Source organism: Nitritalea halalkaliphila LW7 (assembly GCF_000265075.1).
In the GTDB taxonomy this organism is placed as follows: domain Bacteria; phylum Bacteroidota; class Bacteroidia; order Cytophagales; family Cyclobacteriaceae; genus Nitritalea; species Nitritalea halalkaliphila.
Genome location: NZ_AJYA01000009.1, coordinates 17,804 through 36,777, shown reverse-complemented (window position 1 = coordinate 36,777; position 18,974 = coordinate 17,804). Strand labels below are relative to the sequence as shown.

At 47.9% G+C, this 18,974-nt stretch carries 23 protein-coding genes and 4 pseudogenes; 19 read left to right on the top strand and 8 right to left on the bottom strand.

Annotated features, from left to right (window positions below; translation table 11 throughout):
• Positions 1-15 precede the first annotated feature (15 nt).
• The 6 genes and pseudogenes from miaB (at position 16) to secG (ending at position 4,521) form a co-directional block, all read left to right on the top strand.
• Entirely contained in the window at positions 16-1,467 is a 1,452-nt protein-coding gene (gene miaB / locus A3SI_RS03725) for a tRNA (N6-isopentenyl adenosine(37)-C2)-methylthiotransferase MiaB (RefSeq protein ID WP_009053708.1), read from the top strand.
• Between the two features lie 21 nt (positions 1,468-1,488).
• A pseudogene (locus tag A3SI_RS23115) lies at positions 1,489-2,222 on the top strand (sigma 54-interacting transcriptional regulator); the annotation flags it as partial.
• Between the two features lie 150 nt (positions 2,223-2,372).
• Positions 2,373-2,807, top strand: a complete 435-nt coding sequence (locus tag A3SI_RS23110; protein WP_394330346.1) for a helix-turn-helix domain-containing protein — start codon at positions 2,373-2,375, stop codon at positions 2,805-2,807.
• A gap of 7 nt (positions 2,808-2,814) precedes the next feature.
• Positions 2,815-3,342, top strand: coding sequence for an LPS assembly lipoprotein LptE (gene lptE, locus A3SI_RS03715; protein WP_009053707.1), 528 nt, complete (start codon positions 2,815-2,817; stop codon positions 3,340-3,342).
• Positions 3,343-3,371: 29 nt separating this feature from the next.
• Positions 3,372-4,091 (top strand): hypothetical protein, encoded by a 720-nt coding sequence (locus tag A3SI_RS03710; RefSeq protein ID WP_009053706.1) that lies wholly within the window; start codon positions 3,372-3,374, stop codon positions 4,089-4,091.
• A 13-nt stretch (positions 4,092-4,104) separates the two neighbouring features.
• On the top strand, positions 4,105-4,521 hold the full coding sequence (secG, locus tag A3SI_RS03705; protein WP_009053705.1) for a preprotein translocase subunit SecG: 417 nt from the start codon (positions 4,105-4,107) through the stop codon (positions 4,519-4,521).
• 151 nt (positions 4,522-4,672) lie between these two features.
• Here secG and A3SI_RS03700 read toward each other — a convergent pair whose 3' ends face one another.
• The gene (locus tag A3SI_RS03700; protein WP_009053704.1) at positions 4,673-5,395 is read right to left on the bottom strand and encodes a hypothetical protein; all 723 of its coding nucleotides are present in this window, start codon (positions 5,393-5,395) and stop codon (positions 4,673-4,675) included.
• Between the two features lie 223 nt (positions 5,396-5,618).
• Here A3SI_RS03700 and A3SI_RS03695 point away from each other — a divergent pair, with 223 nt between their 5' ends.
• The 7 genes and pseudogenes from A3SI_RS03695 (at position 5,619) to A3SI_RS03670 (ending at position 10,787) form a co-directional block, all read left to right on the top strand.
• Complete coding sequence (locus A3SI_RS03695; RefSeq protein WP_009053703.1) at positions 5,619-5,897, top strand: co-chaperone GroES; 279 nt, start codon at positions 5,619-5,621, stop codon at positions 5,895-5,897.
• Between the two features lie 33 nt (positions 5,898-5,930).
• Positions 5,931-7,558, top strand: a pseudogene (groL, locus tag A3SI_RS03690) (chaperonin GroEL).
• Positions 7,559-7,685: 127 nt separating this feature from the next.
• Positions 7,686-8,821 (top strand): annotated as a pseudogene (gene proB / locus A3SI_RS03685) (glutamate 5-kinase).
• Positions 8,787-9,098, top strand: coding sequence for an aldehyde dehydrogenase family protein (locus A3SI_RS20150; RefSeq protein ID WP_238531580.1), 312 nt, complete (start codon positions 8,787-8,789; stop codon positions 9,096-9,098). Before proB ends, A3SI_RS20150 begins: the two are co-directional and overlap by 35 nt.
• Positions 9,059-10,039: a glutamate-5-semialdehyde dehydrogenase gene (locus A3SI_RS03680; RefSeq protein ID WP_238531587.1), complete on the top strand. Its 981-nt coding sequence runs from the start codon at positions 9,059-9,061 to the stop codon at positions 10,037-10,039. The genes A3SI_RS20150 and A3SI_RS03680 overlap by 40 nt, the downstream gene beginning before the upstream one ends.
• Positions 10,040-10,119: 80 nt before the next feature.
• Positions 10,120-10,524, top strand: coding sequence for a hypothetical protein (locus A3SI_RS03675; RefSeq protein ID WP_040670056.1), 405 nt, complete (start codon positions 10,120-10,122; stop codon positions 10,522-10,524).
• Entirely contained in the window at positions 10,497-10,787 is a 291-nt protein-coding gene (locus tag A3SI_RS03670; protein ID WP_156810149.1) for a hypothetical protein, read from the top strand. The genes A3SI_RS03675 and A3SI_RS03670 overlap by 28 nt, the downstream gene beginning before the upstream one ends.
• 59 nt (positions 10,788-10,846) lie before the next feature.
• Here A3SI_RS03670 and A3SI_RS03665 read toward each other — a convergent pair whose 3' ends face one another.
• The 3 genes from A3SI_RS03665 to A3SI_RS03655 all read right to left on the bottom strand — a co-directional run bounded on the left by A3SI_RS03665 (position 10,847) and on the right by A3SI_RS03655 (position 12,716).
• On the bottom strand, positions 10,847-11,605 hold the full coding sequence (locus A3SI_RS03665) for a YoaK family protein (protein ID WP_009053698.1): 759 nt from the start codon (positions 11,603-11,605) through the stop codon (positions 10,847-10,849).
• 48 nt (positions 11,606-11,653) lie between these two features.
• Complete coding sequence (locus A3SI_RS03660) at positions 11,654-12,109, bottom strand: lipocalin-like domain-containing protein (RefSeq protein ID WP_009053697.1); 456 nt, start codon at positions 12,107-12,109, stop codon at positions 11,654-11,656.
• A gap of 235 nt (positions 12,110-12,344) precedes the next feature.
• Positions 12,345-12,716: a DoxX family protein gene (locus tag A3SI_RS03655; RefSeq protein WP_009053696.1), complete on the bottom strand. Its 372-nt coding sequence runs from the start codon at positions 12,714-12,716 to the stop codon at positions 12,345-12,347.
• A gap of 202 nt (positions 12,717-12,918) precedes the next feature.
• Between A3SI_RS03655 and A3SI_RS20145 the strand changes: the two genes are divergently transcribed.
• From A3SI_RS20145 to A3SI_RS21460, 3 genes are read left to right on the top strand one after another with little or no spacing between them, the layout of a single operon-like run.
• Positions 12,919-13,080 (top strand): hypothetical protein, encoded by a 162-nt coding sequence (locus A3SI_RS20145; RefSeq protein WP_009053695.1) that lies wholly within the window; start codon positions 12,919-12,921, stop codon positions 13,078-13,080.
• Positions 13,081-13,097: 17 nt separating this feature from the next.
• The gene (locus tag A3SI_RS21465) at positions 13,098-13,814 is read left to right on the top strand and encodes an alkaline phosphatase (protein WP_262491753.1); all 717 of its coding nucleotides are present in this window, start codon (positions 13,098-13,100) and stop codon (positions 13,812-13,814) included.
• On the top strand, positions 13,732-14,313 hold the full coding sequence (locus A3SI_RS21460) for an alkaline phosphatase (RefSeq protein WP_262491754.1): 582 nt from the start codon (positions 13,732-13,734) through the stop codon (positions 14,311-14,313). The genes A3SI_RS21465 and A3SI_RS21460 overlap by 83 nt, the downstream gene beginning before the upstream one ends.
• 126 nt (positions 14,314-14,439) lie before the next feature.
• On the opposite strand, the gene A3SI_RS03645 is transcribed toward A3SI_RS21460, so the two are convergent.
• Positions 14,440-14,856: a DUF983 domain-containing protein gene (locus A3SI_RS03645; RefSeq protein WP_156810148.1), complete on the bottom strand. Its 417-nt coding sequence runs from the start codon at positions 14,854-14,856 to the stop codon at positions 14,440-14,442.
• 141 nt (positions 14,857-14,997) lie between these two features.
• Between A3SI_RS03645 and A3SI_RS19595 the strand changes: the two genes are divergently transcribed.
• The 3 genes from A3SI_RS19595 to A3SI_RS03630 all read left to right on the top strand — a co-directional run bounded on the left by A3SI_RS19595 (position 14,998) and on the right by A3SI_RS03630 (position 17,733).
• Positions 14,998-15,384: a hypothetical protein gene (locus A3SI_RS19595; RefSeq protein ID WP_238531579.1), complete on the top strand. Its 387-nt coding sequence runs from the start codon at positions 14,998-15,000 to the stop codon at positions 15,382-15,384.
• 99 nt (positions 15,385-15,483) lie between these two features.
• Complete coding sequence (locus A3SI_RS03635) at positions 15,484-16,740, top strand: hypothetical protein (RefSeq protein WP_009053692.1); 1,257 nt, start codon at positions 15,484-15,486, stop codon at positions 16,738-16,740.
• A gap of 93 nt (positions 16,741-16,833) precedes the next feature.
• A complete protein-coding gene (locus A3SI_RS03630) occupies positions 16,834-17,733 on the top strand; it encodes an HAEPLYID family protein (RefSeq protein WP_040670082.1) in 900 nt (299 codons plus the stop codon).
• A gap of 131 nt (positions 17,734-17,864) precedes the next feature.
• Here the strand turns inward: A3SI_RS03630 and A3SI_RS03625 are convergent, their stop codons facing one another.
• The 3 genes and pseudogenes from A3SI_RS03625 to A3SI_RS18045 all read right to left on the bottom strand — a co-directional run bounded on the left by A3SI_RS03625 (position 17,865) and on the right by A3SI_RS18045 (position 18,890).
• Positions 17,865-18,080, bottom strand: a complete 216-nt coding sequence (locus tag A3SI_RS03625; protein WP_009053690.1) for a hypothetical protein — start codon at positions 18,078-18,080, stop codon at positions 17,865-17,867.
• A complete protein-coding gene (locus A3SI_RS03620; RefSeq protein WP_009053689.1) occupies positions 18,081-18,578 on the bottom strand; it encodes a cytochrome c' in 498 nt (165 codons plus the stop codon). It lies immediately after the preceding gene.
• A pseudogene (locus tag A3SI_RS18045) lies at positions 18,547-18,890 on the bottom strand (DUF4920 domain-containing protein). Before A3SI_RS18045 ends, A3SI_RS03620 begins: the two are co-directional and overlap by 32 nt.
• Positions 18,891-18,974: the final 84 nt, after the last annotated feature.

Genomic DNA, 18,974 nt, shown 5'->3' with positions numbered 1-18,974 from the left:
TAATCGTGAAAGCAAATGGAAAACCTCATTAGAGACATAGATATAATTAGCCCAGAAGAGGCGCAGGCCTGTGATGTGAAAGTGACAGCGGAGGAGGCCACAGGCAAGAGCAAGAAGCTTTACATCGAGTCGTATGGCTGTCAGATGAATTTCTCTGACTCCGAGATTGTGGCCAGCATCATGAAGGAAAATGGTTTTGACACCACCTCGGACATGGAAAAGGCCGATGTTATCTTTCTGAACACCTGCTCCATACGGGAAAAGGCAGAGCTAACCGTGCGGAAGCGCTTGGTGCATTTTAATGCCTTGAAAAAAAATAAGCCCGAGCTAACGATCGGTGTGCTGGGCTGCATGGCGGAGCGCCTGAAAGAGAAGCTGCTAGAAGAAGAGCAGATCGTGGATGTGGTCGTAGGGCCGGATGCCTACAGAGATCTGCCGAACTTGGTAGCCGTGGCGGAAGCGGGTGACAAGGGGGTAAATACCTTTCTTTCCCGTGAGGAAACCTATGCCGATATCGCACCGGTGCGCTTAAACTCGAATGGTGTGAGTGCTTTTATCTCCATTATGCGGGGCTGTGACAACATGTGTTCCTTCTGCGTGGTACCCTTTACCCGTGGGCGTGAGCGGAGCCGTGATCCGCATTCGATCGTGGCAGAGGCGCGCGAGCTTTTTGCTAAAGGCTATAAGGAGGTGACCCTACTGGGTCAAAATGTGGACAGTTATAAGTGGTCTGCGGAGGAAAATAACAAAGCCCGCTTGAATAAAATGGGCGTGGATGCAGTCGTGAACTTTGCGCAGCTCCTCGAAATGGTCGCGCAGGTGGATCCGAAGCTTCGTGTGCGCTTCAGCACTTCGCATCCGAAAGACATCACCGATGAGGTACTGTACACGATGAAGCGTTATGCGAACATCTGTAAGTATATTCACCTGCCGGTGCAGTCGGGAAATAGCCGTGTGCTCGACCTGATGAACCGCACCTACACCCGAGAATGGTATCTGGAGCGGGTGGAAAAAATTCGTGAGATTTTAGGCGAGGACTGCGGGATTTCCTCAGACATGATCGCTGGTTTCTGCACCGAAACGGAGGAGGAGCACCAGGACACGCTCAGCTTGATGGATATCGTGCAGTACGATTTTTCCTACATGTTCTTTTACTCCGAGCGCCCTGGCACACTGGCAGCGAAAAAGTTCAAGGACGACATTCCGTTAGAGGTAAAAAAGCGCCGCTTGGCTGAAATTATTGCCAAGCAGAACGCCCTCTCCCTGCTCCGCAATCAGCGCGACGTAGGTCAGGTGCAAGAGATTTTAATCGAAGGTGTCTCCAAGCGCTCCGAGGAGCAGCTAAAGGGCAGAAATTCAGCTAATAAGGTAGTCATTATCGATAAGGGTGCCCATCAGATCGGCGACTATGTACAGGTAAAAATTACCCATTGTTCTACAGCGACACTTTTCGGCGAGGTCGTATAAAGCGGAAGGAAGCCAGCATTTATGATCAGCACAGCAGAAATTCAAAGCGTCAAGCAGCGGTTTGGCATCATCGGAAACAGCCCTTTACTTCACCACGCGATTCAGGTGGCCATGCAGGCTGCGCCTACGGACATGACCGTGCTCATCACGGGGGAAAGTGGTAGTGGTAAGGAAAGTTTCTCGAAGATCATCCACGCGCTGAGTGCCCGAAAGCATGGCAAGTTTATCGCCATCAACTGTGGCGCTATACCGGAGGGCACGATAGATTCTGAACTTTTCGGACATGAGAAGGGAGCTTTTACGGGCGCCACGAGGGTCGCAAAGGGTATTTCGAGGTGACAGATGGAGGCTCGATCTTTTTAGATGAGATCGGTGAGATGCCACTGGGGACGCAGGCGAGACTGCTGCGCGTGCTGGAAAATGGAGAATTTATTCGGGTAGGTTCTTCTAAAGTGATGAAAACAAGTGTGCGCGTGATCGCTGCCACGAATGTAAACCTTATCAAAGCCGTAGAAAAAGGGAACTTCAGAGAAGATCTCTACTACCGGCTAAATACGGTGCCGATATACGTACCCCCTTTGCGCGAGCGCGGCGAAGACATCGCCCTGTTATTTCGGAAGTTTACCACAGATTTCTCCGAGAAATATCGTGTTAAGCCGATCACCTTACATCCTGAGGCTAAGGAGCTTCTGCTGCGCTATCCTTTTCGGGGTAACATCCGTCAATTGAAAAACCTGGCGGAACAAATTTCGTTGTTGGAAGAAGAAAGAGAGGTGGATGCGACCACACTGGAGCGTTACCTGCCGCGTGAAGGTTCCAGCCTACCTGTAGCGTATAAGGGAGGTGAGGGCGATAAAGGACAGGATTTCAGCGAGCGTGAACTGCTCTATAAGGTGCTGTTCGACATGAAAAAAGACATGCACGAGCTGAAAAAACTGGTGCTGGAAACCTATCAGTCGGGAGGCTTGAACGCCTCAATTATTAACAAGCACCAGCGGCTTTTCGAGGGGGTGGAAACCGAGGAGGGCATGGAGCGGGAGGAGCATCAGGAAGTTTCGCGTAGTTCGGAAAGAGAGGAAACCGTCTCCTACCCGATTTTACTAGAGCATCGGCAGCAGCAGGAGCATGAGGGGGAAACAGAAGAGTATGAAGATACGGTGATCGAGGACATCGCTCACGAGGAAGATGAAGGTTCGCTTTCTTTAGAGAAAAAAGAGCGAGAGCTTATCATTCGCGCCTTAAAAAAGCACCATAATAAACGAAAGTATGCAGCGTTAGACTTAGGTATTTCGGAGCGAACGCTTTATAGAAAAATTAAACAGTATGACATCGAGGGATAAGAAGAGTATGCTGCTTACGGTAGTGAGCGGCTGGAGCATGCTGACGCTGCTAGTGGCCTGTTCGATCAGTTATAGCTTTACGGGGACGAATATCAACTATGACATTACCAAGACCTTTTCGGTAGATAATTTCTTTAATGACTCAGGTGGTGGGCCTGCGAACATGGAGCAGCTCTTTACGGAAAGCTTAAAAGAATTTTACCAGCGAAACACGCAGCTGGAACTGGTGCGCTCGAATGGGGACTTGCAGCTATCGGGTGCGATTACACGTTATGTAATCGCACCATCTGCCACGGTTTCGAGTCAGGATCCGAATATTCCCGATCGTGCGGGTCAAATGCGCTTAACCATAGCTGTGGAAGTGGAGTATGTGAACATTCACGATGAGGAGCAGGATTTAAAACGGACTTTTTCCTTTTTCCAAGATTATGACCCACGGACCACCTCCGTTTTACAGGTGGAGAGCGAGCTGATCGAAGAAATTTTCGAAAATATCATCCAGGATATCTTCACCGCCACGGTGGCGAACTGGTAATTGTCTGAATTTTCCAGTAACTTCAACTTATGAATCTTTCTGAATTAGTAGCGGCGGTAAAATCACCTGCCGATCTAAGCCCTACGCAGTATGGCTATCTGGTGAAGTTACACGAAGACTTTCCTTACTGTGCGGTGGTGAATTTGGTGCTGGCACATCACGAGCGGCAGCGTTCGCAGGGGAAGCGTACCAACTGTCTCCACTGGGCGGCGATTAGTGTTTCGGATCGTCGCTATCTGTACGATTATGTTCATGATGCTACGGTTTTCAGCGCTCCTGCTGTACAGGCAGCAGATCAGCCAGTAGCACATTCGGAAAATGCAGCGGAGGAGAGTCCGTCACTCGCTTCGCCAGAAGAAAATGAAGATGGTGCACTCCGGGAGGCGCTAGAAAGCACTCCTGATTTCAGTGCCGGCTATGCAGTGGAGTCTGCGACTGCGGCAGACGAAGAAGGCGATGCAGAGACGAGCTCTCGCTTGGATGCGCTTATCGCCAAATTCGATGAGGGACATGGACGCCTGCGCGCACTACCTCAGGATGCGGAGGAGACGCATAAAAAAGAAGATCTTAGCAAGTCCAGTACCGAGCTAAAAATGAATTTAGTGACGGAAAGTTACGCTAAACTGCTTACATTGCAGGGTAAAACCGCCAAAGCAAAAGAAATTTATGAACAGTTAATGGTGAAATTTCCGAATAAAAAGGCTTACTTTGCAGACCTTATTGCAGGCTTAGATAAAAAAGAAGAATAATTAATCCCATCATATGTTTACCGTACTTATTACAGTTATCATCGTACTGGCAGTACTCTTAATTTTAGTTATTTTAGGTCAAAACTCCAAGGGTGGCGTGGGTGCAGCTTTCGGCGGCAGCGCGAGCCAGATTATGGGTGTTACGAAGACTGGAAATATTTTGGAGAAATCCACCTGGGTGCTCGCCATCGCGATCTTAGTGCTTTCTTTAGCATCCTCTGCCTTTTATACCTCTTCGACAGGTGGCGACAGCTTTAGCTCTCCTAACATCGAAAATGCACGGCAGCAGCAGCTCCTAACTCCTTCGTTCGGTGATGACGAGGGTGGCCTACTTCCTTCTGAAGGCACGTTAGAAGAAGGCGGAGAGTCTTTACAGAACATTGAAATTTCTCCTGCTGAGCAAGAGAGCGGAGAAGAAGACGAAAATTAATTCGTTTTACACCGTATGAGGAGCGCCACTGCGATAGACAGTGGCGCTTTTTTTATTTCTTTTTGTATTCTTGTACGTAGCACTTGCACCTCACTTTGCGCCTCCGGCGCAAAGGACAGTTCCGGGGCATGCACTCCCCTACCGTGCACTTTTAGCTTTTTTCTTCTTCACTGAGATGAATCAGCAGCAAGCGCTTACTCATGGGAAGAAATGTTTCCTGTAGCGGAATACTGCGGTTCGAGAGAATACTGTATACCGCAGGATTCGGAAGGTCGCGATACTCGCGAATCAGGCGTAGCTTAATGGCCTCCACGGTATCCGCCAGGCTTCTGCGAATGGACTGCACGAACTGCATCATGATTCCTTTAAAGGAGTCGCGCGCCTGCGTGAAGATTCCCACCTTATACCTGTAGATATGCAGGTGTTTTTCCTCCTTTGATCCTAAGATAGCGTAGCCTTCCTGACGGTATAGCGGGGTGATGCCTACGGGACTAAATTCCATCTCTTCTTCTAAGAAATCGTAAATCGTTTTCCCCTCCTCGATGTATTTTTTTAGCTGCGGGATCGCGTAATGGAGCAGTTCCTCGAGCACTTGTATGGCTTCATCGTCTGGTATGGCACTTCCATACTTCCACGCCATTTTTTCCGGGTCCGGGCCGAGGATGCGCTTGGGAAAGGCATCGCGCAAGCGGTCCTTTTGGGCCTGCATACTTGTCAGTTTTTGATAGTGGTAAATTAAATCTGCCAGCGGAGGGTATAATTTAACCTCTCGAAAGCGCCCAGAGACATGTTTTAGGTAGGCCAGAAGCAGGTATTTTTTGTATTCCATGTCCATCCAGCCCTCGGCGATCCAGTTGTCAGTTAATTTTTCCATAATTTAGTTAATACTAGATTTGGAATTTAAGGAGTTCGGACAAATTAAGCAAATGCTTTTGAAATTTTGACAGTTAAAAAAAGTCAAATTTTACACTAGTCAACAAACACCCACAAGAAGAAGCGACTTTATGGCAGTCTCCAGCGGTTTAGGAGAATTGGCACAAGAATCGCTCATGGGCAAGAGGTAAAACAAGCAATCAACCTTAATTTATAATTTAATCATGTCAAACGTTAACATCAAACCTCTTGCAGATAGAGTTCTGGTAGAACCTGCTGCAGCTGAAGAAAAAACCGCTTCTGGTCTTTTCATTCCGGACACTGCTAAAGAGAAGCCGCAGAAAGGCACTGTGATAGCAGTAGGAAATGGCAAGAAAGATGAACCATTGACTGTAAAAGTGGGTGACACTGTACTTTACGGAAAGTATTCCGGTACGGAACTGTCCTTTGATGGTCAGGACTATTTGATCATGCGTGAAGCAGACATTTTAGCGATCATTTAATTAAACCCTTTAAACTCTAAAAATTAGAAAAAAATGGCAAAAGAACTCTTTTTCGATACTGACGCAAGAGATAAACTGAAAAAAGGCGTAGATGCCTTAGCGAACGCTGTAAAAGTAACTTTGGGCCCGAAGGTCGTAACGTAATCATCGACAAAAAATTCGGTGCTCCGACAATCACCAAGGATGGTGTATCTGTAGCGAAGGAAATCGAGCTAGAAGAGCCTATCGAGAACATGGGTGCTCAGCTTGTAAAAGAAGTAGCCTCAAAGACGGCTGACAACGCAGGTGATGGTACGACGACAGCTACTGTGTTAACCCAGGCGATTTTTAACGCAGGTATTAAGAACGTGGCCGCTGGTGCTAACCCTATGGACCTGAAGAGAGGTATCGATAAGGCGGTAGCTACTATCGTAAGCACACTGAAGGCGAACTCTAAAGACATTTCTACTTCTAAGGAAATCGAGCAGGTCGCCACAGTTTCTGCTAACGCAGACGAGGAGATCGGTAAGATGATCGCTGACGCGATGGACAAAGTGGGTAAAGATGGTGTCATCACCGTAGAAGAAGCGAAAGGTACTGAAACGGAAGTAAAAACGGTAGAAGGTATGCAGTTCGACCGTGGGTATCTTTCTCCTTACTTCACGACGAACACTGAGAAAATGGAGGCTGAATTAGAGAATCCATTTATCTTAATCTACGACAAGAAGATTTCTTCTATGAAGGAATTACTTCCTGTTTTAGAGCCAGTAGCGCAGTCTGGCAGACCGCTTGTGATCATCGCGGAAGACGTAGATGGCGAGGCTTTAGCTACCCTAGTGGTAAACAAAATCCGTGGCGCACTGAAGGTGGCGGCTGTAAAAGCTCCAGGTTTCGGTGACAGAAGAAAAGCCATGTTAGAAGATATCGCGATCTTAACAGGTGGTACTGTTATCTCTGAAGAGAGAGGCTACAAGTTAGAGAATGCGACGATCGATTACCTCGGTAATGCTGAAAAGGTAAACATCGATAAGGACAATACGACGATCGTTAACGGTGCTGGTGACAAAGGTGCTATCGAGGCGCGTATTAACGAAATCAAGGCACAGATCGAGAAGACAACTTCTGACTACGACAGAGAAAAACTACAGGAGCGTCTGGCCAAGCTTTCTGGCGGTGTAGCTATCCTTTACATCGGTGCTGCTACTGAAGTAGAGATGAAAGAGAAGAAAGACCGCGTAGATGATGCTTTACATGCGACACGCGCTGCGGTTCAAGAAGGTATCGTAGTAGGTGGTGGTGTGGCGCTAATCCGTGCTTCTGCTGCTCTAGATAGCTTAAAAGGCGAAAATGAAGACCAAGATACAGGGATTAACATCGTGCGCATCGCGATCGAAGCTCCACTGAGAACGATCGTAGAGAACGCAGGTGGTGAAGGCTCTGTGGTTATTAATAAAATCAAAGAGGGTGAAGGCAACTTCGGTTACAATGCCCGTTACGACCGCTACGAAGACTTATTCGAGGCTGGCGTAATCGATCCTACGAAAGTAACACGCTTAGCATTAGAAAATGCAGCTTCTATCGCTGCCCTTCTTTTAACTACTGAGTGTGTAGTCGCTGACATTAAAGAAGATGCCCCTGCGATGCCTCCTATGGGTGGCGGTGGCATGGGTGGCATGATGTAAGCCCTTTCACGGACCTATTTTCAAAAGGCGGAATCTACGGATTTCGCCTTTTTTTATGCCCTTCACGGTGTTTTCTACATTTCTTTTTAAAATCAATAGTAAATTCCTTAAATGATTACGCTTTCAATTGCTATTTTTGTTTTCCACTAACGATTCCATAGTATTGAAACGCTGCGTTATCAAAATCGGCTCAAATGTACTGACCACCTCAGGCGGCGCCCCTGACCTCGAGCGACTGGAGGCACTGGTAGATGAAATCGCCGGCTTGATGGCGATGGGCGTTCAGGTGCTTTTAATTTCTTCGGGGGCCGTGGCCTTTGGACGACAGTCCAAAAGCTTAAAGGGTAAGGCCGACCCTGTTCTGCGCCGCCAACTTTTCGCTTCGGTCGGGCAGATTCCGCTTATGCAGGCTTATGCCTCGCTTTTCAGCGGCATGGGCTCAGCATCGGACAGTTGCTGGTGACCAAGGAAGATTTCCGGGACCGCAAGCATTATGTCCACATGCAGCGCTGCATGGAGGGACTTCTCAGCCAAGGGATCGTGCCCATCATAAATGAAAACGATGTTATCGCGATTACAGAGCTGATGTTTACCGATAACGACGAGCTCGCCTCGCTGACGGCGGCACTGTGTCAGGCGGATACCCTGGTCTTACTGACGAATGTGGCGGGAGTGTATACGGGGGCTCCGAGTGATCCGAAAAGTCAACTTATCCGCGAGGTGCATGTGAAACCAGGAGAGCATTTGGAGGTAGAAATCACACAGGGTTCCAGCTTCGGGCGGGGCGGTATGGCCTCTAAACTGGCGATGGCGCGAAAGGCTGCTGAGCTCGGCATCGGCGTCTACATCGCCAATGGTAAAGAAGGTGGAATTTTAGGTAAAATTTACCGTGGAGAGGCAATGGCTACTTTTTTTCACCCCCAAAAGAAACAGGATGCCGCGAAGCGCTGGCTAGCCTATGGTTCGGCTTACTATAAGGGAGAGGTCCGAATAAATGCAGGTGCCCAGCAAGCGCTTCTGCAGCCGGCGGGGGGTAGCTTGCTGCTGGTGGGCATAGAAAGTATAAGCGGACGCTTCGAAAAGGGAGATATCGTGCAGATCTGTGATGCTGCTGGGCAGGCGATCGGCCTCGGACGGGCAGAATATCCTGCGGAGGAAGCCCTAAAGCGCATCGGTGAACAGCATGCGCGCCCTTTTATTCATATCAATTACCTGTACCTCTTTCACCATGATGAATACCCAACAGATACTTCAGCGCGTTAAAACGGCTTCCAAACAGCTAAGCCCCTATTCGGACAGCGCCGTGGTGGACTGTCTCCGGCATTTGGCTCACCTTTTAGTAAGCGAGACACCTGGAATTTTAGAAGCCAATCAAAGGGATTTGGCCCGGATGTCGCCGGAAGATCCACGTTATGACCGCTTGCTGCTGACGGCTGAGCGGATCGCGGGTATCGCCGCTTCTTTAGAAAATGTGGCCCTGCTCCCCTCCCCTGTGGCAAAATCCTCGAACAGCGGAAACTACCGAATGGACTTCGCTTAGAGAAAGTCAGCGTGCCTTTAGGGGTAATCGGGGTTATATATGAAGCCCGCCCGAATGTGACTATCGATGTATTCGCACTGGCATTACGGTCTGGGAATGCGCTGGTGCTTAAGGGGGGCTCGGACGCTCAGGACAGTAATCAAGCGCTTTTTCAGCTCATTTGTGCCAGCTTGGCAGCGGCGGGATTGCCTGTGGCTGCTTTTGCGCTTTTGGGCAGCGCCCGCACGGAGACCACGGCACTTTTAGAGGCGGAAGGGTTAGTAGACATCGTGATCCCTAGAGGAAGCCAGGGCCTGATTCAGTATGTCCGTGCACATGCTAAGGTTCCCGTCATCGAAACGGGAGCAGGTATCGTGCATACGTACTGGGATGGAACCCTGCCGCCGGAGGAAGCGCTACCCATCCTGCTGAATGCGAAAACGCGGCGTCCAAGTGTGTGTAATAGCCTGGACTGCTTGCTCTTAGATGTAGACAACCTCCCCCGCTTGGGTGCGGTGGTGCGGGCCTTTGTGGCACATGAGGTGGAGCTCTTCCTGGATGTAAAGGCATGGGAGGTGTATCAGCAGCAGGAGTTCCGCTCTAGCTTGGTGAAGGAGGCGCTACCCGAACATTTTGGCTGCGAGTTTTTATCCTTGAAGCTGCTCGTACATGTAGTGGAAGATGTGGATAGCGCTATCGCGCAAATCGATCGCTACAGTAGTCGGCATAGTGAGGCCATTTTAAGTCATGATGCAGCGGCGGTGGCCCAGTTTCTCACCCATGTCGATGCGGCTGCCGTGTATGTAAATACCTCTACCGCTTTTACCGATGGAGAGCAGTTTGGGCTTGGGGCTGAAATCGGCATCAGCACGCAGAAACTACATGCGCGGGGCCCTATGGGCTTGGAGGCACTATGCAGCTATAAATGGCAGGTTTTCGGGACGGGACAGGTGCGGGCCTAGGGCGCTTGAATGGTGTTTTTTCGATCGCTTACAGTAAAAATTATGTTTTAGTGGGCAATTTTTCCTAAATTAAGAGAAAAATGCCTGCGAAAACCCGATATACAGATGGCATATTGGCCCTTTGGCTAATTGGTGGAATAGGATGTATGGCTGTTTCCTGTTCCTTCGAAGACCCGCTACTTCCTGATGACTGTTTGCAAGCTCGCCAAACCGAAATGGTGCGGATAGACGATGTGCGGTTCGGACCTCTCCGTGCGGATAGCTGGTTGACGCCAGCGGATACCGTTTCAGCTCAAGATTTATTTTTGAACCTAGCATTTGGCTTTGCGCTCGATGCGCAAGAGGAGGAGGAAACGCTTTTACCTGCTCGTGCGGGCTTTTGGCCGGCAGATTTTTTTCGTTTACTTGATTCTAGCAGTTCTGGTGCGATGGGTTATTTGGTTCAAGACCAACGCGTTTGGACTGCAGTCCTGTTTTTCAGGTGAACAATGTGTCGAACATCCGTATCTTTCTGCTGAGCCCTTTTGAAGATCTGCAGGTCGGAGATGATATCAGCTTTTTATTTGTTCGAAACGATGGCTCCACGGTGCAGCGCTGGCGGGATTTTAGTCGAACTTCACGCTTTAACCAGCTACGATTTATTCGTATTCCGAGCGCCCCGGCACGCATTCAGCTACGCTTTGAAGTATTTACCATAACTGGGGAAAGCTTCGAGTGGTCAGGCAGTACACCGCTTATTATCCCCTAATAAAAAAAACGCGACCCGAAGGTCGCGATAGAGAAGATGGCGGTTGACGGTACCTCTTCTTATTGTGTTCTATAGGCACTTTGTGCAGCAGCAGGCATTTCGGCTTTTCTTCTCATGAATCGTAGTCTGAACTTGATGAAATCATAAGAAAGCACAAAAAGCAAGAAGATGGCTGTCACGAAGAAAACACTAAATCCAATATTCCAGTATAAGTAACCAGAGAAAACACCTCCAGCCATGTAGCCCACCAGGATAGAAGATAGAAGCTTGAATTTATTAACCACAGCTTCTTGCTCGCGGTATTCTTTCTTCGTTAGCATAGAAACCAAAATCCCCATATCGGTGGTGAGCCCTGTCAAGTGGGTGGTCTTCACGGCACCATTCGAAATGGTCGCTACTAGACCGTTTTGAATACCCATAGCAAATAGCAGGACGCCAACTAAGATTTCTGTCTCTCTGAGTGTCTCGCCATAGTAATAAATACCATAGATACCAACACCCACGACGCACAAGATTTCTAAAACAAGCGGAATGGCGTGGGAGAGATAATTTGATTTTTTAATGGAGATCACGCAGTAATTAGAGACAAAATTTCCATAGAAGAAAAGGAACAACCAAGTTCCAACAATAACAACTTGCCCCCAGTTGGCCTTAGAAATCTCTTCTGCGAGAATGGCCCAAGTACCTGTTACGTTCGAGGTGAAGGCGAAGAAAATGATTAAGGAGGCTACGTTAACCATTCCCGCTGCGAAGGCGGTAAGTGCTCCTAGTTGAATGTTGTCTGTAAGTGAACGGGCGCTACTAAATTTTCTTAACATAATTTACGCGAATCTTTACTAAATAAGAGGTTTATAGGTTTGTGTAGGTTATATTCTTTCGAATGTGAGCTTAACGATACCTCTGGCGAATACATCTGCATGGAAGTGTATGACCATGCGCTCATCGGAAAGCTCACGAATTTCATAGGCTTCGAAGAGGTCATCACCATGCTGAATGCGAAGTAGGTCACCTCTTCTTTTGATGGTGTAATTGGTTTTCTCTACATCCCCATCTTTAAGGTAAATTTTCATGGTACCGTCAGGATTAAATTCCCATGTTTCTCCCTGATGGATAATGACTTGTTGACCAAGTAGCTCTCGTGTATCCAAGAGATCATAGTTGAGCTCTTGATCACGCACTGTGGGTAACTTTTCGTATTCCCATGCAACTTCCTTCCAGACACCCACAATGGATTCGGAAGATTTTACTTCTTGTGATACCATGCCGTAAACGAGCGACGTTCCTAGCAGCAGGATCAGCACATTAGACATTACTTCTTTCATGATTTATTTAGGTAATAGAGTTTTCAAACTTCAGTTATATCACTATCCAAATCTAATATTGATTCAAGACTTGTAATACAATGATTATAATTCCTACCATTTTTGTAGGGTTTTAAGTATAATATCTTAGTGTATCACAATAATACACTTATAAATTAATAGTACGCTCTAAACTACCTACGGAATCTTTTTGTTCTCGGTTTTGTGTTCATGTTAAAAAAAAATTAGAAAAAATTTATTGCGCGCTCACGCGCCAAACCAGCCACATGATCAGCGGGTGTAATAAGAGGAGCCGCAACCAAGCCACCCACATAGGAACACAAAGACCTTCGTACACACATGCCCCCTGTTGAATGAAATAAATGTGTGAACTAATAAACAGCAGCAGTAGCACTTGTAAGGCCCAGCCTGCGCTTCTACGGTACTTCGTAAATAATAAACCTACTCCGGCTACGATTTCCCACAGTCCTGAGAGCGCATTTAAGAGGACGGGATAGGGCAAATAATCCGGAATAAGCGGCAAATAAAATTCAGGCATAACGAAGTGATTCACACCCGCTACGATAAAAAAGCCCGCCGCTACGATCCGCCAAAGAAAGATACTCATGAGCTGAGAAACGAAAATTCAAAAAAGAAGTTGGGAAATTTATCTTGAGGAGTTTGAAAAACAGTGCTTTACCACTGATCCTCTCTTCCTACATTACGGCTACATGAACATAGCGTTAAAAAAGCTTCACCTCGGTAGAAAAAAAGATTTTCTTATCTTTGGACAACTTGAAACGACGTAACACGCGTAACACTACATTCTCATGAAAAGAAGAGACTTCTTTAAAAATGGCTTCCTAACCACTTTAGGACTGGGTACACTGGGGACTGCCAGCCCCGTTTTTGCTGAAAAATACCGTGCACGTAAAGGGGAAGCGAAAAACATTATCTTTCTGGTAAGTGACGGAATGAGCATGGCACCTTAAATATGGCCAATATTCTGATGAAGCATAAGTTAGGACGTACCAGCACATGGATCAGCGCCTACGAGCAGGGCATCATGCGTAGAGGACTTATGGATACGCAGTCTGCCAACTCATGGATCACAGATTCGGCAGCGGCTGGCTCTGCCTGGGGTGGTGGCATGCGCGTAAATAATGGCGCCCTGAACGTGGGCCCGAATGGAGAGCGTCCCACACCTATCTTACAAAAATTTAAAGCAGCAGGTAAGGCGGTAGGTTGTGTCACCTCCGTAACCATCACCCATGCTACCCCTGCAGCCTTCTGTGTAAATAGTAATAGCCGTAATTCCCAACCTGAGATCGCTGTCGATTATTTAGACCTGCGTTTTGATGTGATGATGGGAGGCGGAGCCAATTTCTTTGCGCCGGCGGCGCGCAAGGATGAGCGCAATTTATTTCAAGAGTTTACGGATAAAGGCTTCCATGTCGCGCGTACGAAGGCGGAAATGCTGGCCAGTGATGGCAGTAAGCCTCTTTTAGGGGTATTTTCAGACGATGGTCTCCCCTATGCCATCGACCGCGAAAATGATCCTGAGCTAAAAGAAAAAGTACCGAGTCTGGCAGAGATGACGCGCTTAGCTATTCAAAATCTATCCAAAACCCGAATGGTTCGTGATGCAAGTCGAAGGTGGCAAGGTGGACTGGGCGGCTCATGCGAACGATGCCCCTGCACTGATTTACGACCAAGTGGATTTTGATGAGGCGCTTGCTGTAGCTTTAGCTTTTGCGGCAGAGGATGGCGAGACCTTAGTAGTGGCGACGACTGATCATGGAAATGCTAATCCAGGCCTATTCTATGGGTCTAAAGCAAATCAAAATTTCGAAAAGCTGTTTTCGACGACTGCCACAAATGAGTGGGTACTGAATCAGATTACACAAAACTATACCCCTGCACAGGTGATCGAGCTGATCGAGGCCAAGCAGCGTATCGTCTTGAATGAAGAGGATGCACGTGCGATCCTTTCTCGCTACAACAAGGACAGTAAGGAGCTTTATAACCCCGGAAATCTTCCTTTTGCTGATTTCGCAGCGATGCAGGCCAAGCATACCAATGTGCAGTGGGCGGGCACCAATCACTCGGCGGATCATGTGGAGCTCGCCATGTTCGGGCCAGGTGCTGAAGCCATGCCGCATTTTATGGAAAACTACCGCATGCATCAGTTTCTTCTTGAGGCAGCAGGTGTAGTGGCCGGTTAACTCCTGGTAGTTATCGTGTATAAGCGCTAATGCGTACATGAGCGCATTTAAAATAGAAAGTCGGCTCCTTATTTTAGGTAGCCGACTTTTTACTTTTTGGCCCGAGAGGGCCAAAGGTTAAGTCCTCTATTTCTTCTGAAGTTTCTGTCGCCAATTCGCATCATAAGAGAGTTTTCCGACCCCATATAGGTAAAGTACTTTCGAATAGCGTAGCATAAAAGGGGTCAGTAGCGCATTCGCCACCACGATGACGACCCCATACACCCATAACTCCTGCCGACCTACCAAGATGTTAATGGCAACCATGCCGGTGATGACCAGGGCTACAGAGAAGGCATAGCTAATGTACATCGCGCCATAATAAAAGTCCGGCTCCGGTGTGAGGACCACATTACAGGCAGGGCACTTGTGGTGCACATCGGACAACTTCCGGTAACTGTATAGTGGTGCTGGAAAAAGAGAGCCTGTTCTACAGTTCGGGCACTTGCCTCCGAGCATGGCAGAGACTAAAGGTGTGGTTTCGGGGGTGTTCTTACTACTCATACCGTAAATATACAAAATAATTAGTCGCTTCTTGGTGACAGGAATCACGAATACGCCTGAACTTCTAAACCTCTGCTGACTCTAACAGGATTATAATGGAGACCTTTCGAGGGTTTGTTTATTTTTTACTAATTTTGTTATATGAGCCAAAAACGTGTACTCGGTTTACCAAAGAAATTTATTCAGGGGATGAAGTATCTTCTCTTGGTGAATTTCATCAACCTGAGTGCTAACTTTTACCATGCTTCCATGCAGGATTCGGCTCTCTTAGGACACCATGATCCGATCGACTCCCTCGCAGAACTGGTGCTGGAGTATGTTTTCGAAATGGATGAGGAAACGATTCCGGACACGGAAGTGCCCCATGAAAAAAGAAAGTTATCGGATGTAAAAATTCGCTTAGAGGCACTTTTTCTAACCCTTTCTCCTACCCTGCGTGGTCAGGACCGTGCTTACCGCACGCCAGTAAAGGAGACCCTTCACTATCAACTTTTTTTCGAGGTGCTCTCTCCACCTCCTAAAGGCTAAGGCATAGCAGGCCAGGTGTCTTTTGGCACCTACCAACCACCCCACAGCTACTCTAGTGGGGCCTATATGCATGTCTTTACCCTTTAAACAAAAATCCCTATGAATACCCTACGGATTCTGGGAGTGCTCCTTAGCTATATGGCACTTTTCAGCACATCCCTCTATGCACAAGATAAAAATACGGTCGAACAGGTCGAGCCAATAGTTGATAGCGCCGCTGTGGAAACCAAAGAGAAGCTCATCGAAGAGCTGAAATACATCAAGCAGCCGGGCCTGGCGAATGCTGCTTCTAAAATTTACCATGCTGACCGACGCTACTCCATAAGTGGATTTCTGGAGCTGAACAGTGTCAGCTTTTTAGGAGATCGCACGCGCGGGGATGATTTAGAGCTAAATTACACCAATTTATACCGCTTGGGGCTCTATTTTGGGTATAAAATTACGGATAAGTTTATTTTCAACTCGGAAATTCAAGCCGAGCTGCTGCATGATGGCTTTCGAGAGCTGGGTACAGAGCTGAATTTTGAGTGGATATTCGACTATTTGTTTGCCCCTCAGTTTAATGTGCGCGTGGGTAACTATCCCGTGCCCATCGGCTATGTCAATATCAATGAGGAGCCCACTGCCTTCTACTCTGTGAACAGGCCAGAGGTGGAGCGTCTCATCTCTCCCACCCAGTGGCTGGAAACAGGGGTTTTATTCTACGGAAGTGTCCTTAGCGGTAACTGGGAGTATAATGCGGGGCTGACTAAGGGGCTGGATGCGGCTGAAATGGTGGAGGGAACTTGGATCCGAAGGGGACGCTTCCATAGCTTAGACTTCAGCGGCCTGGCGGCCAATGGAAAAGTAGAATACACGGGAAATGAGCGTATTAAATTTGGTCTTAGCGGCTATTACGGGAATGCGGGCAGAGGGCGCATGCTTCCCGATGGCAGCCCGCTGGATCCCATCGTGCAGCTCTACAGTGTGTTTGGCGGCTATGAATGGAAAAATCTATCCCTATTCGGTCTGGCTATGACCGGAAATATGACCCAGACGGATCGCCTTTTCCTTCTTTCTCAGCAACTAATCGGGCAAGAAACTTTCGGTTATTATACAGAAGCACGGTACAACCTTTTCAGCTTATTTCCGAATAAAGCGCTAAAAGGAAGTCTTCCGATCTGGGTTCGTTACGAACGCTTAGACACCCATGCGGGAATCGCTTCGGGTTTAGATGCCATCAACTTCGAACGTCAAAACCTGGAAATAATCAGTATCGGAGCCAATTACCGCCCGAAAAGAAATCTCGTCTTTAAGGGCAACTATCAATTCCGCAGCAACTTGGCGCCACAGGCTTTCAAGAAGCCGACCGCGTAGAGCTTGGGATAGGATTAATTTTCTAAGTGTTAACAGTATTTAACTCCTAAATGTGGAAAAAAGCAAGTAACATTGCGCCGTTTTAAAACGAACATGAAAAAAACAATCTTCTTTAGTATCCTCATGCTCAGCAGCATATGGGGATATGGTCAGCAGTCTGAGCTGGACAGTGCGAAGTACGAACGCATGCTATTAGACAGTATGTTTATCGCCGAGGTGGAAGATCAGCCGCGCCTGAAGCCGAAGGTTCTCCATGCGGAACCCTTGTACATTGACTTGATACGTGACTTAGGGGCGCGAAAGGGGGAAAAGGAATGGAACGTGGGCGCTGGCATGACGGATCGAAGAGGATTTACCGAATTTGAGACACTGATCGAGTATGAGTGGGCGCCGATCGACCGGTTGGGATTGGAGATCGAAGTTCCTGTGACCTTGTACTCAGCGAACCGAAATTTTCCAGAAAATGCCCGACCTGAGGTACCTGCTAACCGCGTAGAATCGCTCAAGCTCGCGGCGCAGTGGTCTTTTTTCGTCTCCGAAAAAGCTAAAACCACCTTGGCGCTAGGCTATATCCATGAATTCGAGTTCGTAGACCTGAACCAGATAACGCGGGACAATGTATTTAAAGGAAATATTTACAATCCTTTTTTCATTGCGGCTAAACGCTGGGGCTCTAATTACCATACGCTCGTGTACACTGGCCCGCGAATTATCCGGGATTTCGGCCAGCGTAGTGAGGTAGTTTATGAAATCAATAGTAATTTTCATTACATGATCACAGGAACCCGAAATTTCATCGGGGTGGAAGTGAACTCCGAGGTACACTCCTTTGGCGTGAGCCATGTCCTGCGTCCGCAGATGCGTCTGGGGCTAGCAGAAAACTTACTCATCGGTATCGTTACGGGTATTCCTGTAAATAGAAATGAATTCGTAGGACTTAGCTCCTTCATGCGTATCATTTATGAACCAGGCTTCCGAACTTTCCATAAGTAAGGAGATATAAGAGACATGCATGCTAACTGTATAAAAAAGGTGTCAGCGTTACCACTGACACCTTTTTTGTTTATTGTGAGGGGATAAACTTCGAGCACTTCTCGATGCGTTAAGAAACGGGCGAAGTCCCATTAATCATCGTGCTCGTCCAGCTCGAAAAGCGCGTAATCTTTCCCTTTTCCATAGCGAAGTAGCTCTTCTAAGGTGTATTTTTCGGTTGTATCGAGGTCCTCTACCTCGAAATCCTCTCTGCTGATGCGTGCTAACACCCGCAAACGTCGGTTTTCTCCGTAGTTTTTAAAGGAATAACATCTTCCTACACGTAAATTATCTAATGCTATGGCCATTTATGCGTCTAATTCTAGTAATCGGATGCGCTTCATCGGACCGGGACAGTAGGTGGCATGGCATGCCAAACAGGTCTCTAGGATGGCCTTATAATGTCCTTCCAATAACGTCGCATCTGTTTCCTCATTGAAACGATTTATCTGATTTATGTAGAGCTGGGCATACTGTTCGAAGGCAGCTGTTTTCACCTTCGGGTCGGTGGGTTGTGCCTCCATCCAAGTGATATGCTGCTCGATGTCTATGAGGTGTCGTTGGCCTTCGCGCAGCGCATCGCGCACCTCTTCGAAGTCTTCGAAAAGTCCGCGCATGGCCCAGGCTAGGGGAGCGCTTTCATTCGGGTAGCGGATGGTGGAAGGCTCGATTTCCTCTTTTACGGGGACATCCAGCACCTCCTTTTGCTGCTCTGCAGCGCAGGCCACGAAAGCCGCCCAAAGTACCAGGCCATACAGAATGCCTGCGGCAGGCTTACGACTTAGCCGTTTTAACGATGACACCATGCGCTTCAAAACTTAGTTCTTCTTTATCGGCTGTAATTTTAGCGATTTCTTCTTCAGAAGCACCCGCATCTTCTGCGTAATGCCGAAGCGTAGCCACATCTGTGGTTTGGATGCTCCCTACTCCTTCCATTACCACGAAGGCCCCATGAGCATCCGTAGGCACGAAAAAGCCATAATCCTTAAAGGTTACACGCACAAACTGCTCATCAGGAGCTCCAAGGTCATCCAGCATCCCTTTTTCGTGCAGACATCAACGATCCTCCCTTCCACACGACCGGTGAAGGTACCCGATTTACGCAGGTTCTGAACCATTTCCAAGGTGCTGACCGCGTCGGCGTCTTCAATAGGGGCGCCGAAATTTCCGACGAGTTCCAGATTATCTTGCCCTGCGGCAGC

Bases quoted from the DNA above. Each gene is read 5' to 3' on its own strand.
- A3SI_RS03635 (WP_009053692.1), top strand. From the start codon at position 15,484: ATGAATACCCTACGGATTCTGGGAGTGCTCCTTAGCTATATGGCACTT.
- A3SI_RS03630 (WP_040670082.1), top strand. From the start codon at position 16,834: ATGAAAAAAACAATCTTCTTTAGTATCCTCATGCTCAGCAGCATATGG.
- A3SI_RS03660 (WP_009053697.1), bottom strand. From the start codon at position 12,109: ATGAAAGAAGTAATGTCTAATGTGCTGATCCTGCTGCTAGGAACGTCG.
- miaB (WP_009053708.1), top strand. From the start codon at position 16: ATGGAAAACCTCATTAGAGACATAGATATAATTAGCCCAGAAGAGGCG.
- A3SI_RS03675 (WP_040670056.1), top strand. From the start codon at position 10,120: ATGCCTGCGAAAACCCGATATACAGATGGCATATTGGCCCTTTGGCTA.
- A3SI_RS21460 (WP_262491754.1), top strand. From the start codon at position 13,732: ATGCAAGTCGAAGGTGGCAAGGTGGACTGGGCGGCTCATGCGAACGAT.
- A3SI_RS03700 (WP_009053704.1), bottom strand. From the start codon at position 5,395: ATGGAAAAATTAACTGACAACTGGATCGCCGAGGGCTGGATGGACATG.
- lptE (WP_009053707.1), top strand. From the start codon at position 2,815: ATGCTGCTTACGGTAGTGAGCGGCTGGAGCATGCTGACGCTGCTAGTG.
- A3SI_RS03645 (WP_156810148.1), bottom strand. From the start codon at position 14,856: ATGAGTAGTAAGAACACCCCCGAAACCACACCTTTAGTCTCTGCCATG.
- A3SI_RS03665 (WP_009053698.1), bottom strand. From the start codon at position 11,605: ATGTTAAGAAAATTTAGTAGCGCCCGTTCACTTACAGACAACATTCAA.
- A3SI_RS03695 (WP_009053703.1), top strand. From the start codon at position 5,619: ATGTCAAACGTTAACATCAAACCTCTTGCAGATAGAGTTCTGGTAGAA.
- A3SI_RS19595 (WP_238531579.1), top strand. From the start codon at position 14,998: ATGAGCCAAAAACGTGTACTCGGTTTACCAAAGAAATTTATTCAGGGG.
- A3SI_RS03710 (WP_009053706.1), top strand. From the start codon at position 3,372: ATGAATCTTTCTGAATTAGTAGCGGCGGTAAAATCACCTGCCGATCTA.
- A3SI_RS20150 (WP_238531580.1), top strand. From the start codon at position 8,787: ATGATGAATACCCAACAGATACTTCAGCGCGTTAAAACGGCTTCCAAA.
- A3SI_RS03655 (WP_009053696.1), bottom strand. From the start codon at position 12,716: ATGAGTATCTTTCTTTGGCGGATCGTAGCGGCGGGCTTTTTTATCGTA.
- A3SI_RS03620 (WP_009053689.1), bottom strand. From the start codon at position 18,578: ATGGTGTCATCGTTAAAACGGCTAAGTCGTAAGCCTGCCGCAGGCATT.
- A3SI_RS21465 (WP_262491753.1), top strand. From the start codon at position 13,098: ATGAAGCATAAGTTAGGACGTACCAGCACATGGATCAGCGCCTACGAG.
- A3SI_RS23110 (WP_394330346.1), top strand. From the start codon at position 2,373: ATGAAAAAAGACATGCACGAGCTGAAAAAACTGGTGCTGGAAACCTAT.
- secG (WP_009053705.1), top strand. From the start codon at position 4,105: ATGTTTACCGTACTTATTACAGTTATCATCGTACTGGCAGTACTCTTA.
- A3SI_RS20145 (WP_009053695.1), top strand. From the start codon at position 12,919: ATGAAAAGAAGAGACTTCTTTAAAAATGGCTTCCTAACCACTTTAGGA.
- A3SI_RS03625 (WP_009053690.1), bottom strand. From the start codon at position 18,080: ATGGCCATAGCATTAGATAATTTACGTGTAGGAAGATGTTATTCCTTT.